The organism is Pyxidicoccus sp. MSG2 (assembly GCF_026626705.1).
GTDB lineage: Bacteria > Myxococcota > Myxococcia > Myxococcales > Myxococcaceae > Myxococcus.
Genome location: NZ_JAPNKC010000001.1, coordinates 3,078,131 through 3,093,883, shown reverse-complemented (window position 1 = coordinate 3,093,883; position 15,753 = coordinate 3,078,131). Strand labels below are relative to the sequence as shown.

The 15,753-nt window shown below is 73.5% G+C and carries 11 protein-coding genes; 5 read left to right on the top strand and 6 right to left on the bottom strand.

Features of this window, described 5'->3' with window-relative positions; all coding sequences use genetic code 11:
* Positions 1 to 22 precede the first annotated feature (22 nt).
* Together OV427_RS11525 and OV427_RS11520 are read right to left on the bottom strand one after the other, a co-directional pair.
* The gene (locus OV427_RS11525) at positions 23 to 829 is read right to left on the bottom strand and encodes a sterol desaturase family protein (protein WP_267856127.1); all 807 of its coding nucleotides are present in this window, start codon (positions 827 to 829) and stop codon (positions 23 to 25) included.
* Positions 830 to 971: 142 nt separating this feature from the next.
* Positions 972 to 1,505, bottom strand: a complete 534-nt coding sequence (locus tag OV427_RS11520) for a DUF2058 family protein (protein WP_267856126.1) — start codon at positions 1,503 to 1,505, stop codon at positions 972 to 974.
* A 516-nt stretch (positions 1,506 to 2,021) separates the two neighbouring features.
* Here OV427_RS11520 and OV427_RS11515 point away from each other — a divergent pair.
* From OV427_RS11515 to OV427_RS11505, 3 genes are all read left to right on the top strand, one after another.
* Positions 2,022 to 3,059 (top strand): hypothetical protein, encoded by a 1,038-nt coding sequence (locus OV427_RS11515; RefSeq protein WP_267856125.1) that lies wholly within the window; start codon positions 2,022 to 2,024, stop codon positions 3,057 to 3,059.
* Positions 3,060 to 3,262: 203 nt separating this feature from the next.
* On the top strand, positions 3,263 to 3,790 hold the full coding sequence (locus OV427_RS11510; protein WP_267856124.1) for a hypothetical protein: 528 nt from the start codon (positions 3,263 to 3,265) through the stop codon (positions 3,788 to 3,790).
* Between the two features lie 149 nt (positions 3,791 to 3,939).
* A complete protein-coding gene (locus OV427_RS11505) occupies positions 3,940 to 4,299 on the top strand; it encodes a hypothetical protein (RefSeq protein WP_267856123.1) in 360 nt (119 codons plus the stop codon).
* A gap of 19 nt (positions 4,300 to 4,318) precedes the next feature.
* Here OV427_RS11505 and OV427_RS11500 read toward each other — a convergent pair whose 3' ends face one another.
* On the bottom strand, positions 4,319 to 5,839 hold the full coding sequence (locus tag OV427_RS11500; protein ID WP_267856122.1) for a peptidase M3: 1,521 nt from the start codon (positions 5,837 to 5,839) through the stop codon (positions 4,319 to 4,321).
* 193 nt (positions 5,840 to 6,032) lie between these two features.
* Between OV427_RS11500 and OV427_RS11495 the strand changes: the two genes are divergently transcribed.
* Positions 6,033 to 6,971: an RluA family pseudouridine synthase gene (locus OV427_RS11495; protein ID WP_267856121.1), complete on the top strand. Its 939-nt coding sequence runs from the start codon at positions 6,033 to 6,035 to the stop codon at positions 6,969 to 6,971.
* Between the two features lies 1 nt (position 6,972).
* Here the strand turns inward: OV427_RS11495 and OV427_RS11490 are convergent, their stop codons facing one another.
* A complete protein-coding gene (locus OV427_RS11490; RefSeq protein WP_267856120.1) occupies positions 6,973 to 8,628 on the bottom strand; it encodes a DUF255 domain-containing protein in 1,656 nt (551 codons plus the stop codon).
* 42 nt (positions 8,629 to 8,670) lie between these two features.
* Positions 8,671 to 9,690 (bottom strand): glycosyltransferase family 2 protein, encoded by a 1,020-nt coding sequence (locus tag OV427_RS11485; protein WP_267856119.1) that lies wholly within the window; start codon positions 9,688 to 9,690, stop codon positions 8,671 to 8,673.
* 22 nt (positions 9,691 to 9,712) lie between these two features.
* On the opposite strand from OV427_RS11485, the gene OV427_RS11480 reads away from it, so the two are divergent.
* Positions 9,713 to 14,767 carry a tetratricopeptide repeat protein gene (locus OV427_RS11480; RefSeq protein WP_267856118.1) on the top strand — a complete coding sequence of 1,685 codons (5,055 nt, stop codon included), beginning with the start codon at positions 9,713 to 9,715 and terminating at the stop codon, positions 14,765 to 14,767.
* A 1-nt stretch (position 14,768) separates the two neighbouring features.
* Here the strand turns inward: OV427_RS11480 and OV427_RS11475 are convergent, their stop codons facing one another.
* Positions 14,769 to 15,620, bottom strand: a complete 852-nt coding sequence (locus OV427_RS11475; protein WP_267856117.1) for a hypothetical protein — start codon at positions 15,618 to 15,620, stop codon at positions 14,769 to 14,771.
* Between the last annotated feature and the right edge of the window lie 133 nt (positions 15,621 to 15,753).

The window sequence follows — 15,753 nt, the reverse complement described above, 5'->3', positions numbered from 1 at the left end:
ATCAACGCTCACGAGTCCCGGGTCAGGAGGTGGGTGCGAGCGCGGTGGGCAATTTCGCAGAGCGAACGCGCTCGCCGATTCGCTCCAGTCCCTCACCGGCCCGCGCGCGGGCGTGGACCTCCTCGTAGTCCTCGAACGCCGTGCCCAGCCACCTGTCCAACACCGGCGTGAAGAGGCCGTAGTGTCCCTGGTAGCGCGCGTGGTGCAGGGCGTGGAACGTGGGTGTGAAGAAGAGGCGCCCGGCCGGGGAGCGCACGAAGCGCTCGGGCAGCCACTCCGTGTTGCCGTGGCCGAACACGTTGAGGGCGTAGTTGGTGAAGATGTATGCCATGACGCCCACCTTCGTGACGGGCATGAACTGCATGGCCAGGAGCACGAGGCCGAAGCCGCCGCCCATCAGCACCAGCCGCTCCACCACGGAGAAGGACAGCGACGTGAGCGGGTCCGTCACCTGCGCCACGTGGTGCTGCGCGTGCAGCCGGTACAGCGCGCGCGTGTGCAGCAGCCGGTGCGTCACGTAGAACCACACCTCGAAGCCCACGAACATCCACGCGAAGCTGAGCAGCGCCACGCCCACGCTGAACGGCGCGAGCCGGTGCTCGTTGGCGACGCGGAAGGCGGTGACGAGCAGCGCGTCGCACACCACGACGCCGATGGCCGCCTTCGCCTCGCTCCGGAGCTGTCCCGGGGCCAGGGCCCGCCGGAACACCCGCCAGCGCTCGGCCAGCCGCGTGCGGCCCAGCGCGAAGCCCACCGTCAGCGGCACGGCCTTCACCAGGCCCGAGAGGACGAAGATGACGGGCAGCAATCGGACGTAGGGGTCCACCATGGCGTGCCGATGCTAACCCCGAGGCCCACGAAGGGTTGCGGGGCGCCAGAAACGCCACTGGCGGCAGGCATCAGACCCGCGCCCACGCGGGACACGGGCCCCTCCCCGATTCGAGCAGGGGAGGGGAGGGGACAGGTACGGCTCAGCCGCCGATGTCGGAGCCACCCTCGGGCGTCTGCCCGGAGGACTCCGCGGTGGCACTTTCGGGAGCGGCCTCCGCCTCGGTGGCGCCCTCACCCTCGGCACCCTCCGCGGCTTCGCCACCCTCGGCCTCATCCGCCAGCTCCGGCGCGGTGCCGGCGGCCTCCGACGCCTGCTGGGCCTTGAGCTCCTCGTCGTTCATGAAGCCGACGGGGTCGTCCTTGCGGTTGAAGAAGCGCACGGCCTTCTTCGACAGCGCGTACATCTGCTCCGCCGCCGCCGCGGGCACCAGCGAGTGCTCGATCTGCGCGGGCTCGGGGCGCTCCACCACGCCGAGCTCCCCGTCCTCGAGCTGCTTCGCCTGTGCCGGGCTCAGCTCCAGCCGGCGCAGCTTGCCCTTGCGGGTCATGAAGTAGAACGCCGTCTCGCCCGCTTCGACAGGCACCTGGGCGCCGAGCACCAGCTCCCTCAGTGCCCTGTCGATTTCCACCTGCTTCTTGGACTCGGCGCGCTGGTACGCCTTGGAGCCGGGCATCGGCGGCAGCTTGGGGATGGCCTTCTCCGACGGGGCCGCCCCCGGGCGCCCCTGCTGGGGAGGGCCACCGAAACGGGGGATGGGGCCGCTCGGACGGCCGCCGCCGCCCCCGGGACGACCGCCGCCCGGACGGCCACCGCCGCCAGGGCCGAAGCGGCCACCACCGCTGGGAGGGGGACGACCGCCGCCAGGACGACCACCGCCTTCACGGGGACCGCCCTCGCGGCTCGGAGGACCTCCGTGTGTCCGGTTCTCGTCACGTGGAGGGGCCGAACGGTTTCCGCCTGGACGGCCGCCCTCCTGGGGAGGGGACCGTCGGGCTTCCGTCTGACCGGGCGAGGACTCCACCTTCTTGGTCTGTTCCTCGGTGACGAGGCCCGCCTTCAACAACTTGTCGCGCAGGTTCTGCATGAGTTGGGCGTTCTATCCCTTGCACGGCCGCACGCAAGCCACTGCTTGCCGCACCTGTATGCCCCACGTAACTTGCCGGCCTTGTCGTACCCCTCTGGAGGAGTCGTGAGCCGTTTGAAGAAGTCCGCCTTCACCCTCGCCCTGGCGCTGGCCGCCGTGGGCTGTTCCGACCCGGTCGACAAGGCGGCCAAGGCACGCATCTTCTCCCCGGAGGACCCGCCGAAGGTGGTGGCCTCCGCGAAGCAGAAGCTGCCCCCCGAGGATGTCGCCAGCAACCCCCAGGTGGCCCGCCGCATCCTGGGCATGGACGCCGCCGAGGTGACCGAGCGACTGGGGCCCCATCGCTTCCAGTCCAGCGTGAGCTACGAGTGGTCCTCCGCCAACTCCAACCCGGTGAAGCTCACCGAGACGCGCACCTTTCGCGCCGGCCCCGGCGGTGTCTCGGGTGACTTCCACGGTGTGATGGAGAACTCCAGGGACCAGGGCCTGGAGGTCATGCGCGTGGGCGGCCAGGTGTTCGCCCGCAACCGCTACGGCCCGTTCCGCCAGCGCCTGCGCGACCGCGGCATGGCCGAGCGCACCCGCACGGAGCTGACCGGCGCCATCCGCGACTTCGACAGCCTCTTCCAGGGCCGCCTCAAGCTGGCCCCCGAGGGCACCATCACCTACGAGGGCCGCACCGCGTGGCGCTACGTCGTGACGCTGGGCCCCGCGTCGGAAGCCGCCTCCGCCCGTGCGCTGCCCACGACGTTCCAGCCCAGGGGCAACGCCGACGAGAGCACCCGCCGCCGCGCCGCCTTCTTCGCCCACCGCGTGCCGCGCTCGCTGGACGGCGAGGTGGTGGTGGACGCCGACACGTCCGTGGTCCTCAAGGCCCGGCTGGACGGCCGCATCGGCGTGCCCCAGGAGAAGACGCCCGAGGCCGCCGAGCTGCGCCTGACGCTCGAGTCCGCCATCAGCGAGCTGGGGCAGGACCCGAAGCTCCAGCCGCCGGAGGACTTCCTCCCCGACGCGGACAAGCCCCAGGGCATCGCCGACGCGCTGGACGCCTTCGGCATCGAGCGCAAGAAGCCGGAGGGCGCCGAAAAGGAGAAGGCCGGCGCCGAGGCCCCGCCCGAGCCCGAGGAGGAAGAGGGCAACTGATTCGACGCGCGGAGGGCCACCGGGTGCGTCGCGCCCCTGGCCCCCGCGTCATGTGCGCCGCGGCGCGCACGTGCGCAGGAGGCTGCTCGCCCGCCCTGACCGGCCCGCCCGGACGCGGGTGGCAGGGTGCCCCGGCCTGCCTCGCAAACCCCTGACTTCATTGGCCTGTAGGGCATGGCGTGTGCCTTGCTCCACGGCCGGGCATGCGCCGTCTCGTCGTCCTCCTGTCCTGTCTCGCCGGCCTCTTCGCCCCCGTGGCGCGCGCCGAGCCGCCCCTGCGCAACCTGGGCGTCACCGTCGCGCCGGTGGGGGCCTACATGCTGACGGACACGGACGGCGCCCACGAGCGGGGCTACACCGCGAGCCTGGGCTGGGGCTACCGCAAGGAGTACGCCGTCATGGAGGTGGGTGGGCACGTGGCCTCCAGCCGCCGGCGCACCGAGGCCACGCCCATGTCCATCCGGATTACCCCACCGGGCCCCCGGCGCGTGCGGCCGTACCTGGGAGCCGGGGCCAGCCTGTTGGTGGCCCACGAGAAGCAGGACGTGGCCGCCTCGCGCGCGCTGCAGGTGGGCGCGGAGCTGTGTGGCGGGGTGGGGGTGGAGCTGGGGAGCCTGCTCTTCCTCTCCGCCGAGGCCCGCTACCAGAACTTCTCCGCCGGGGGAGACCCGTTCTCCGGTGAACGGCAGGCTCTGACTTCAGGGTACCTCGGGCTCGGCTTCCGCCTGTAGCGCCAGGCCCCGGGCGCTACAGCCCGGCAGCGACCTGTTGGAAGAAAATTTGCGCTCACTCTTGCGTCCTCTACAATCCCCGACGGTTGCGGCTCGGACGCGTCCGACATGTACGGACGTTCAGCGGGCCACACAGCAAGGGAGCGGCGATGGAGCGCAAGGTGGGAAGTAGCACGGTGACGGCCAAGGAGGTCAAGGCAGCGCTGGAGAAGACGCGCACGCTGTCGGCCGAGGAGGAGAGGGTTCTGCGCATGCGGCACGGTGCCGGCGCTTCCAGCACCCGTGCTCCGCTTCCCCGCGCCGCGGGTGACAACGAGGAGCTCGGCGACGAGCTTCTTCTCATCGAGATGCAGTTGCTCAAGGCCATGCGCGCCCGTGCGGGCGGCAAGACGGTGGCCAGCGGCAACAACAAGCAGGTGATGACGCCCGCTCCGGCTCCCGCGCCCGCCAAGGCCTCGGCGAACGCGACCAAGGACAAGATCGTCCGGGCACTCCGCAAGAAGAAGTAGTCCCCTCGCGGAGCCACCACTACCGGTTGAGGATGGCCACGAGGCGCTCCCCGGCCTCGGGCACAGCCAGTGGCGTGCCCGAGACCTCTGTGGCCAGTCCTTCCGCGTCGTCGGTACCTCCCCGCGCGAACAGCCCCTTGAGCCAGGCGGCCGCGGCGGGATTCCTCCAATAGTCCTCGTTGAAGCGCTCCGTGAGGCGGGCGGTGAGCCGCGTCTCCAGCGCCCACGCGCGCAGGTAGTGCGCCGTGTAGAGCTGCGGGTCCACGTCGTGGAGGAAGTAGCCCGGGTGCGGCTCGACGAAGAGCGCCTGGCGCTGGCCGTCCGCGTACTCGTCCGCGCGCTCCGCCGAGGGGCCGCGAGTGCTGAGTGACAGCTCGTAGGACAGCTTCGCGCAGTGACGGCGCAGCACCGCGAGGGCCTGGAACGCGGCCATCCGCACCGTGTCGCGCGCGGCCACGGTGGGCAGGTCCAGGTAGCGCTTGAGCCAGCTGGGGGACAGCAGCAGCCGCTCGAAGAGGGCCGCGTAGCCTTCCGTCACCGAGGCGTCGCCCAGCCGGCGCAGCTCCATGGGGAGTGTCTCCGACACGTGGGCGCGGTGCTGCGCGTGGCCCATCTCGTGGAGGAAGCCGGCCAGTGCATCCATGCCGCCGCGCGGCTGAATCACCAGGCGCACCTCGTCCGGCACACGCACGCTGGCGACGAAGGGGCGGGGCGACTTGCCGGGACGGGCCTCGTCGTCGATGCGGATGCGGCCCCCGGCGTTGGGCGTGAGGCTCCACTCGCCGAGCCAGCGCACCACGGCGGGGAAGGTGTCCTCGCGCCTGAAGAGGGGGAACATCCACGGGGCCTGGAGCGCGTGCTGGAGGTCATGCCGGCGCGCCTCGCCGCCGGGCAGCGGGCGCAGCAGCGGGTCCACCTTCTTGAGGACGTAGGCGAGCACGTCGCGGTAGGCGTCCTCGGTGCTCCGGAGCGTCTGCGCGGCGGCCTCGGCGAGCTTGCCGTAGGCGATGCCGGTGACGTCCTCGCGCAGGGCGGGATAGTCCTTCGCGCCCAGCCGCTCCGCGGCGACGAGGGCCGCCTCGCGCCGGTCGCCGTAGGGGCCGCGCCGCTCCCAGAGGAAGTTGCCGACGGCGCGCTCCAGCAGGGTGCGGCGGTCGCGGTGGGACTCGCGGGGGAGCTCGTCGAGCGCCTCGGCGAGGGAGAGCGTCCGGTCATCCACGGGGAGCTGGGACTGGGCCTCCAGGGTGGTCACGGCCTCGGCGGGACGGGCGCCGAGCGCCTCCTCCACCTGGGTGGCCACCAGTTCGCGGAGCAGTTGGATGCGGCGGACGGCGAGCGGGTCGTCCTTCGTGCGGGCCTTGGCGAGGGCCTCGTTGGCGGCGGCGAAGGTGTCCGGGGAGGACAGCTCGGGGAAGGAGGCGTGGAGGCTGGAGACGGGAAGCGTCGGCGAGAGGCCGGCGCCATGCCGGTAGTGGAGCGTGGCCAGCTCGGCGAGGAAGTCGTCCAGCCGCGTACGCACGGAGTGCAGGGGACGGTCCATGGGGCGCGGAAGGTAACAGGAAGCGGGCGGCGCGGAAGGGCGATGCGGGCGTAGAGTGCCGCCGCATGACACCCGCGCCTCGAACAGGACTGGGACTGTTCGTTGCTCGAGGCAGCGGGACGGGGTGTAGGGGCCTGCCCGGATGCATGCGGGCCACGACGCGTGGGGAGTTCTTCGTGAGTGAGGTGCGGCTGTGAAGCGAAGGACGTTCCGCGCGGAGGGCGCGGTGGTGGGGCGGGCCGTGGCGGACGCGGTGGCTTCCGAGCTGGGAATGCCGGAGGCGGAAGCGCGCAAGCTGGTGGACGTGGGCGCCGTGTACATCGCGGGCCGACGGAGCCGGGACGCGACGGCGAAGCTCACGGCGGGGCAGGTGGTGATGGTGGTGCTGGAGGAGGGCGGGCAGAGCGCCCTGGCGGAGTCGGCCCCGGCACCGGTGCTGCGCGTGCTCTACGAGGACGCGGACGTCATCGCCGTGGACAAGCCGGCGGGGCTCACGGCGCAGCCCACCGAGGGACGCGTGGGCGGGAGCCTCGTGGACCTGGTGAGCGCGCACCTGGGCCGCGAGGCGGGGCTGGTCCACCGGTTGGACCGGGAGACGTCCGGCGTCACGGTGTTCGGGAAGTCGGCGGAGGCCACGTCGGCGCTGGCCGCGGAGTTCCGCGAGGGACGCGCGCGCAAGCGGTACGTGGCGGCCACGGGGCCGGGACTGCCGCCCTCGGGGACGGTGGACCTGCCGCTGTCGAAGGACCCGTCACGCCCCGGACGCTGGCGGGCGACTCGCGCGGCCAACGGCGTGCCCGCGTTGACGGACTTCCGCACGCTCCATTCGGGCCCGGAGTTCTGCGTGGTGGAATTGCTGCCGCACACGGGCCGCACGCATCAGCTCCGCGCGCACCTGACGGCGCTCGGGGCGCCGATTCTCGGGGACGCGCGCTACGGCGGGGCGAAGAAGGCGGGCGGGGTGGAGGCGCCTCGCTGCCTGCTGCATGCGCAGGCGCTGGAATTGGGACACCCGGGCACGGGACAGGTGCTGCGCGTGGAGGCGGTGGTGCCGGAAGACCTGCTGCGCTTCTTCACGGCGGCGGGTGTCGCGGTGCCTCAGGGGCCCATCGGGGGAGCGAAGGGGAACTGAGTCACGGACGCCGCGCCGTGACCGGGGGCTCCGACCAGGGCACCACGCCCAGCTCGTCCGCCGCGAGGAGGAAATCGCCCAGCATCCGGCCCTGGTCGGCCAGCGTCTTCGGCGTTGCCACCGTGGCCAGCAACTCACGGCCGCGCTCGCGCCACGCCGCATCCCCCGTGAGCACGTGCAGCGCCGCGAGGAAGCGCGCCGCCGCGACGTTGTGGACGAACGGCCGCTCCCTCCGGGCAAACACGCCGACGGCATCCGAGTCCGGTGTCATCTCGTGGAGCGCGCTGCCTTCCGCGCTGGCGAAGTCCGCCATCATCTTCCGGGCCACCTGCTCGGCGGCCTCGCGGTAGCGCCCCTCTCCCGTCACCCGTGCCAGCACCGCCAGCGCCCGTCCGAGCGCCGCCGCATCCGCGAGGAAGCGCGGCCCCGTGCGCGTGCCCTTCTCCCGCCACACCGCGCCTTGCGCCACGTGGCTGCCGAGCAACACGTCCATGGCCCGGCGCGCACGCTCCAGGGGCGCCACATCCCCCGTCACCTCATGCAGCGCCACGAGGGCGGAGATGGCCAGTCCGTTCTCCCTCGCGTACACGTGCGAGTCCACCCACGGCAGGCCCAGCGCGCGGCGGCCCGCGTCGTCCTTCGCGTAGTACACGTGCCCGTCCACGAAGGGCACGCTCCGGTCATGCGCTCCCACGTCCGCATCCTGGTTCGTGAAGAACGTCCCATCCGGTGCGCCGAGGAAGCCCTCCATGTAGCGCGCGATGCCCCGCGCATCCGCCAGCAGCGCGGGCTCGCGGGTGAGGGCCCAGGCGCGCGCATACGCCTCCAGGTTCGGCGCCTGCATCACCATCAGCTTCTCGAAGTGCGGGTCCGTCCAGTCCTTCCCGGCCGAGTACTGGTAGACGCCGCCCCACACCGGGTCCAGCACCGCGCGCTGGCGCTCCAGCGTGAAGGCCACCCGCTGCCGTGCTGCGGTGTCGCCTCTCATGGCACGGCGCACCTCGAACTCCGTATTGCCACCCAGTGGCAACTTCTGGAAGTCACCCCAGCCGCCTTCGCGCGTGTCGTACCAGCCGTCGAGCGCGAGCACCGTGCGCGCCGCCACCCAGGGCAGCAGCCCGGACGTCGCCGGCACGTCGACGACGTGCGCTCCCGGGGATTCACGGGCCTCGCGAGACAGCGCCTCCACGCGCTGGAGCAGCGGCCGCAGGCGCTCCGGCGGCAGGTAGCCGCGATACTTGCCCACCTCCTCCGCGTCCGGCGTGAGCAGGATGGTGGCGGGCCACCCGTAGTCCACCCAGCGCTCCGCCAGATCGGGGCGCGCGTCCACGTCCACGCGGATGGTGACGAAGCGCTCGCGCAGCAGTCGGCCCACTTCCGCGTCGCGGTACGTCGTCTCGTCCATGACGTGGCACCAGTGGCACCACTCCGCCGCGCCATCGACGAGGATGTACCGCCCCTCGCGCTTCGCCCGCGCGAAGGCGTCCGGGCCCCAGGGCTCCCACTGGAAGGCCTGCTCCAGTCCCTGGTCGCGAGCCTGGACGATGTCCACGCGCGCCGGTGTCCCGGGACGGACGAGCCCGCGCGCCGGCGCCACCGTGGCGGAGTGGCAGGCGACGGTCAGCAGCAGGAGGACCCACGGCGGGACGCGGTGCATATGCTCCCTGTACGGCCGTGCCGCCCGGGTGGTTTCGCCCCGTCACGCCACGCAGGTGAAGTCCCGCCCCTCCACCCAGCCCCAAGAGACCAGGTCCGCGCGAATCTCCTCTCGCGCCCAGCGCACGCCCACGCAGACCAGCAGGTGGCTCCGTCCGGGCGGGCCCAGGGCATCCGCTGACACCACGGGAGTGTCCTGGATGCGCGTGCCCACCTTGCGCGGGTGGACCTCCACGAAGCGCTCCACCGTCGCTCCTTCCTCGCGGAGGAAGCGCGCCAGCGTCTTTCCGCTCGGGCCGGCGCCCCAGATGGTGCAAGGGCGCCCGTCCGCCAGCGGCCCCCTTCCGCGCACCAGGTACTGCGCCTTCGTCCAGGCGAAGCGCCGCACCGCGTAGCGAGGGTCCGTCCACGTCAGCCGCTGGCTGCTGTCCCGCCAGCGCAGCAGCACCTCCGGGACGTTGCGCAGGCCATGGCCCCGGTCCAGTAACTCGAGCCACAGCGCGTAGTCCTCGGGGAAGTCTCCGTGGCGCCAGCCGCCCGCGGCCACCACGGCGTCGCGGCGCAGGCACACCGAGGGGTGGCACATGGGGCTCTCGATGAAGCGCTCGCGGTAGAGGCGCTCGGCGGAGGTGAGCCCGTTGAGCCACGCCGCGTACGCCTGGAAGGAGGGGCTCACCGGCTGGTCCTCGCGGAACACCTCCACGCCCGTGCCCACGCCGGCCAGGTGGGGCTCGGCTTCGAGGGCGGCCACGCTCACCTCCAGCCGGCGGGGGAGGGCCTCGTCGTCCGCGTCCATCCGGGCCACGTAGGGCGAGGTGGCCGCGCCGAGCCCCTGGTTCAGGGCCGCCACCAGCCCCCGGCCCCCGCCGTCAAGTACCTCCACCCGGGCGTCCCGGGCGGCCAGCCCCTCCAGCACCCCGCGCGTACCGTCGGTGGAACCGTCATCCACGGCGAGAATGCGGACGTCCCGGAGGGTGCCTGCCAGGAGGCTCTCCACGGCCCGGGCCACGGTGGACCCGGCATTTCTTGCCGGGAGAAGGACGGTAACAACCGGGAGGGGCATCGTTGTGTAGACTGCCGCACCCATGGGTGGCGTGAGAAACGGCAAGAGCGCCGGCACGCCGGAGCCCGCAGCCGCCCGACAGGACGCGCTGCGAGCCGGCGCGCCCGACGTGAGGCCGGAGGAGGCTGCGCGAGACACGGTGGACCGGCACCTGCGGTCCGCCGTGGACATGTTGCGCGAAGGCTCCGCCGCCCGTGCCTTCGGCCAGCTCGCCCGCGTCAGCCGCACCGAGCCCATGACGCCGCGCCTGGCCGCCGCGCTCGTGCGCTACGCCCTGCTCGCCGGCACCGAGGCCGCCGCGATTACCCTCCTGGATGCCACGCAGGCGCAGACGCCCGACGTCCGCCGCGCGGTGCGACGGCAGCTCGCGCGAGTGCTGCGGCGGGTGGGGCAGGAGCCCCGCGCCATCGCCGCGCTGGAAGCCGTGCTGGCGGAGAGTCCGGACGACCGGCGGGCCCGGCGCGGGCTCCAGGTGCTCCGGGAGCGCGGGCTTCGTGGGGGCACGGAGGCGCAGTCGGCGAGTGGGCCCGCGGCCAGCGGTGTGCTGGGGAAGCTGCCGACCTTGAAGTCCAGCGTCCAGGCCCCCGCCGTCTGGGACGAGGGCTCCAGCAGCTACCGGGAGGACACGCTCCTCGGGTCGGCCAACAGCGCGTCGCAGAAGGCCGTGCCTCGCGAGAAGACGGCCGTGGCCTTCCCCACAGCGGCCGCCGAGCCCCGGGAAAAGACGGCCGTGGCCTTCCCCACGGCAACACCGCCCGTTCCCCATCTGCCCTGGTCCACGCCAGGACGGCCGCCCGACGCGCCACAGGCCGAGTCGCGCACGAGGACGGAGGCGGAGCTCCCGGCGGTCGGCTCGGTGCTGTCGGAGTCGCGCTCGAAGACGGAGGTGGAGATTCCGGCGGTGGAGGTGGCTCCGCCCACGGAGAAGCACCGCTCGGTGGCGGAGGCGAAGGCGGTGGGCGGTTCGCCGTCGAGTAGGTCCGCGGTCGAGCTGCCAGCGGTGGGCGTTGCCGCGAGCCCGCCCGCCTTCGAGTCACGCCCGACGGTGGTGGAGATGCCCGCCGTGGGTGTCGCCGCGGATGAGCCCACGTCTCCTGCACGTCCGACGGCGGGGGCGCCTTCTAGCGAGCCAGCTCCCAAGGCGCGTTCGACGGCGGGTGAGATGCCAGCGGTGGGTGCGGCTTCGAACGAGCCAGCTCCCAAGGCGCGTTCGACAGCGGGTGAGATGCCAGCGGTGGGTGCGGCTTCGCGCGTGCCCGCCTTCGAGTCGCGTCCGACGGTGGTGGAGATGCCCGCCATCGGGATGCCCTCGGGCACACCGTCCGCCGAGCCGCGCAAGCCGGCGGAGGAGCAGCCTCGCGCGGGTGAGGCAGCGAGCCCGGCCGCTCCCTCGCAACGCGCGGGTGGCTCACAGCATCTGTCCGTCCCGTGGGCGGAGTCCCCCGCGGACCTCGAGGATGCGCCTCCAGCGCGGGACGGCCGGGCGCAGGCTCCTCGCGCCAATCCCTGGGCGGATGACGAGCCGACGAGCGAGCTCACGTTCGAAGCTCCACCGGTCCTCTCGGACGACGCACCTCGGGGAACCCCTCCGAACGCGAAGCCGCCGGAGAAGGTGACGGCTCGGACCGCGGAAGCTTCTCCCGAACGCGTGGAGCGAACGCAGGCGCCCGCCACGAGCGCTCCCGAGAAGCCCGCTGCTGTCCCGGAGGCCTCGCCCGCGGAGACGCAGGAAGTCTCCATGGCGGACCTGGAGGCCGCGCTCGCGGGCTCCGCTCCCGCCCGCGTCGGTGCTCCTCCACAGGGACAGGCCACGCCTCCGGCCGCTTCCGCCTCCCCCGCTCAAGGCGCGAACGCGGCGGCGACAGGGCGCGCTCGAACGGACGGCGCGGACACCCAGGCGGCGGGGGCCGGTCGTGTCGTCGCGCCAGGCCCGCGAGCCGAGGACTCGGAGGAGCAGGTCCGCTCGCAGAAGCTGGAGGCCCAGCTCATCGCGCGTCAGGCCTGGCGAGAGTTGGCGCAGCTCTACCTCAAGCGCGCGGACCGGGCGAAGGACGCGACCGTGCGCGCGGAGGCCCTGACCCGTCTCGCGGAGGTCATGGAGAACGAGCTCCAGGACCCTTCCGGGGCCGCGCGCATGTACCGGGAAATCGTCGAGCTGACCGGTGACCGCACCGCGCTCCGTGAGCAGGTGCGGCTGCTGTCCACGCGCGGCGATGCCTCCCTGGTGCGGCGCGCGCTCGATGAGGCCATCCAGCGGGCCCGCACGGCCCGGGCTCGCGCAGGCGCGCTCCTGACGCGCGGAGAGCGCTGGCTCCACATGGGCGAGCCGGGCAGGGCGCGCTCGGACTTCGAGGCGGCGGAGGCGCTCGCGCCGGGGATGTTGCCCGTGCTCGCGGGGCTCCTGCGCTGTGTCTCCGCCGCGGAGCGTCCCGCCATCGCCGAGCGGCTCCGGCTCGCGCTTGCCACCGCTCCCCGCCGTGCGCTGGACCGGCTCGAAGGGCTGCGCATGCTCGCGCAGGCGGCGGAGGAGTCCCTGGGCGACCTGCGCCTGGCGCAGTGGGCCTGGACGGAGGTGCTCGCGGAGAGCCCCGACAGCGAGCATGCCCGCGCACAGTTGGTGGCGCTCGCGCGGAAGCTGGGGGACCCGAAGACGGTCGGCCAGCACCTCCGGGCCCAGCTCGCCCGGGAGTCGCGAGGCCCCGCCGCCCGGCAGGCCCGGCTGGAGCTGGTGGCCACGCTGGACGCGCTGGGCGACGACGAGTCCGCGCTGAACGAGCTGCGCCAGGCGGTGCGCTACGAGCCCGGCCACAAGGAGGCGTGGCTGCTGCTGGTGGACCGCCTCACCGCGCGCGGGAACATGGGCGAGGCGGCCTGGGCGCTCGAACACGCGGCGACGGCCACCGAGGACGAAGCGGAGCGCGAGCAGGCCTGGGAGCGGCTCGCGCGGTTCTGGCGGGAGGCCCTGCGCAATCCCGAGCGCGCGCAGGTCTACGCGCGTCGTGCGGAGGGCCTGCGACAGGCTCGCGAGGAGCGCGAGCTTCCGCCCCCCGAGCCGCCTCGCAGCGCCACGCCCCGACGCGAGCCGAGCGGGCCGAAGTCGCCGCTCGTCCCGGCTCCCGCGACGCTGTCCCTCACGCCCTCGGGCATCGAGGCGCTCGCCAACGAAATCACCTCCAACACGGACGTCATCGTCCCGCCCGCTGCTGCCAAGGCACCGGCCTCCAGCAAGAACGCGGGCGCGAAGGGACGCGGCGGCGACGCGTCTCCGCCTTCCCGCGACGAGGCCGCACCGGAGCCTTCCGCGCGCTCGAGAAAACGGGCGGGGAAGGCCGCGCAGTCCAAGGAGAAGGACGCTCTGGCCTCACGTGCGGAGCGCGCGGCGGCTCCAGCTGGAGCCAGTGGGGCACCTTCCGCGCCCGGTGGCGCGTCGCCACGTGCCGAGCGTCCGTCCGCGCCCCCAGTCGAGCCGCGTGCCTCCGCGTCCGGTGGAGCCGCTCCCGCCGGTGCGCCGGCCGCCCGTTCGGAGCAGCGTGCTCCCGTCCCGAGTGCCTCGGCCCCCGCCTCGGGTGCACCGTCCGCCTCGCCCGTCCGTTCGGAGCAGCGTGCCCCCGCGCGCGGCGAGCCACGCTCCACGGCCGCTGCGGCAGGGCCGGCGCAGGCCTCGCCGCCACCGCGCGCCCCCGCGCCACGAGACGCCGACCCCGCGCCGAAGTCCCGCAAGCAGGCCGCGCGTGCGGACAAGGCCGCGCCCCCACCCCCACCACCTGCTCCCCTGCTGGGCGACGACGACGAGCCCATCCCGCCGACGCGGGCCCTCGGCTTCAGTGCCCGTTCCGTCGCGTCCCCGCCGCGCCCGGGCGCCGCCGACAGCGAGCCACCGGCCCGTGCCGCGAAGGCCACGGACCTCATGGATGAAGACGAGTCCATGGAGCTGGGCTCCGATGAGCCCGTCGCCAACACCCGCGTCATCTCCTGGGAAGCGCCTCCCGGCCGCATGGACCCGGTGCGCCGCATCGTCCGCGCGCGCGGGGAGGGCACCGTCTCCGCGCCTGCCCCGGCCCGCCCCGCCGCCGCGAAGCCTCCCGAGCCCGCGGCCCGGGTGGGCCCCGGCGCCTCCGAGACGCGCGAGGCCCCCGCCGTCTCCGAGCCGTCCCCCGACACCGAGCCCAACTTCTTCCGGCACCTCCGCGAGCGCCCGCTCGACCCGAAGCCCTACCGCGAGTCCGCCGAGTACTTCGACAGCCGGGGAGACACCGGCCGCGCCTCGCTGATGCGCGAAATCGCCGACGCGCTCGAAGGCCGTGAGGCCCCGGCATCACCTCCGCGCCCCCAGCGCCCGCCGCTCACCTCCGAGCAGCGCGCGGGCTTGCGCCACCCCGGCCTGCGCACGCCCTCGGGAGAGCTGCTCGCCTGCACCGGCATCGCCCTCTGCCGCCTCTTCCCCGCCCAGGGGCGCGCCGCCGGCACCGCCGAGCCCCTGCGCTCCGCCTCCGGCCCCGGCGCCCCCGCCGTCCTCGACGCGCTCCACACCGCCGCGCGTTTGCTCGACGTCCACCTGCCCGAGCTCGTCCTGGCCGAGGACGAGGGCCCGCCCTTCACCGCCGTCCACGTGGGCCAGCCGCGCCTGCTCGTGGGGCGGCTCACCGTCCAGCAGCCTCCGTCCGCCGCCGAGCTGCGCTTCCACGCCGGCCGCGCCCTGCTGTCGCTGTCCCCGGACCTGCTCGCCCTGCGCGCCCTCAAGGGCGGCCAGCTCCTGCGCGCCCTGGCCCTGCTGTCCACCATCCTGAAGGACCCGCGCGCCTCCAGCCCCGACGCCCGCGTGGTGCGCGACTCCCTCTCTCCCCGCGCCCTGGAGCGCGCCGTCGCGCTGTTGGACGCCGGCACCCGCGACTTCAACGCCTCCTCGCTCGCGGACGCGGCGCGCGACTCCGCCAACCGCGCGGGGCTCGTCGCCTGCGGGAGTGTGGGCCCGGCGCTCGCCGTCCTGCGCGCGCGCCACAACCCGGATGCGGAGCTGGTGGAATTGCTGCGCTTCGCCGCGTCCGAGCGCTACCTCGAGCTGCGCGCGCCGCGCTGACTCACTTCATCTGCAGGCGGATGGTGAGCGCCAGCAGCCGGCCCGTGCCACTGCCCAGGTCGTGACGGTAGGCGATGTCCAACCCGCCGCCGCCCTCCGTCACGAAGCCCACGCCCGTGCTCAGCTGGGAAACCTTCTGGAAGCCGTCGTACGAGTAGCCCGCGCGCACCGGCAGCAGCTGCCCGAAGAGGTACTCCACGCCCGCGTTGTACGTGAACGTGCTCTTGTCGTTGGTGACGAAGTCCGCGCGCACGTCGCCGGCCACCGTCAGCTGCTGCGTCAGGAAGCCCACGTGGCCCGAGAAGTACCGCGTCAGCTCCGAGTTGCCGGTGTCGATGAGGTTGTGTGCGGACACGCCCGCCATGAACGACGGCGACAGCCGCAACAGCAGGCCCGCGTCGGCGGTGACGGAGTTGACGTACCGCGACTCGCCGCTCAGCCGCAGGTAGCGCGCCACTGCACCGATCATCACCGACTGGTTCAGGGGCAGCCCCACGCCCAGCGAGCTCAGGTGGGCGCTGGAGCGCGCGCCGCCACGGCCCAGGCTCACCCAGTGGTAGTCGACGCCCATGGCGAGCCGGCTGGTGGACGCGTCGAGCACGGAGATGCCGAGCAGGCCCTCCTTGCTGTTGGCGTCCCAGGCGCCCGTGCCCTCCACCCGGTAGGAGGGGAAGAGGGCCATGGCGGCGGGGTTGCCCAGCACCGACTCGGTGCCCAGGCCCAGCGCCCGGTAGGCGCCGCCCATGCCGTAGGCCCGGGCGCTCATCACGTCCCGCAGGTCCTCCGATGGCTGGGCCAGGGCGGCGGTGGACACACACAGCGCAATCAGCAGGACAGTCGAGCGGAGCGGCATGACGTTGGCATCCTATCCAGCTTGAAGGGGGCGGGTGCCATCAATACATTCCGGCCCCAAAGGTGGGCTATCTGACCCATTCCTCCTCCGCGCCCGGGCACCCCCGGGGGGCCTTACTCCCCGCGCGAGGTCG

Coding starts and splice junctions, on each gene's coding strand:
- OV427_RS11525 (WP_267856127.1), bottom strand. CDS start 829: ATGGTGGACCCCTACGTCCGATTGCTGCCCGTCATCTTCGTCCTCTCG.
- OV427_RS11520 (WP_267856126.1), bottom strand. CDS start 1,505: ATGCCCGGCTCCAAGGCGTACCAGCGCGCCGAGTCCAAGAAGCAGGTG.
- OV427_RS11510 (WP_267856124.1), top strand. CDS start 3,263: ATGCGCCGTCTCGTCGTCCTCCTGTCCTGTCTCGCCGGCCTCTTCGCC.
- OV427_RS11505 (WP_267856123.1), top strand. CDS start 3,940: ATGGAGCGCAAGGTGGGAAGTAGCACGGTGACGGCCAAGGAGGTCAAG.
- OV427_RS11500 (WP_267856122.1), bottom strand. CDS start 5,839: ATGGACCGTCCCCTGCACTCCGTGCGTACGCGGCTGGACGACTTCCTC.
- OV427_RS11490 (WP_267856120.1), bottom strand. CDS start 8,628: ATGCACCGCGTCCCGCCGTGGGTCCTCCTGCTGCTGACCGTCGCCTGC.
- OV427_RS11485 (WP_267856119.1), bottom strand. CDS start 9,690: ATGCCCCTCCCGGTTGTTACCGTCCTTCTCCCGGCAAGAAATGCCGGG.
- OV427_RS11480 (WP_267856118.1), top strand. CDS start 9,713: ATGGGTGGCGTGAGAAACGGCAAGAGCGCCGGCACGCCGGAGCCCGCA.
- OV427_RS11475 (WP_267856117.1), bottom strand. CDS start 15,620: ATGCCGCTCCGCTCGACTGTCCTGCTGATTGCGCTGTGTGTGTCCACC.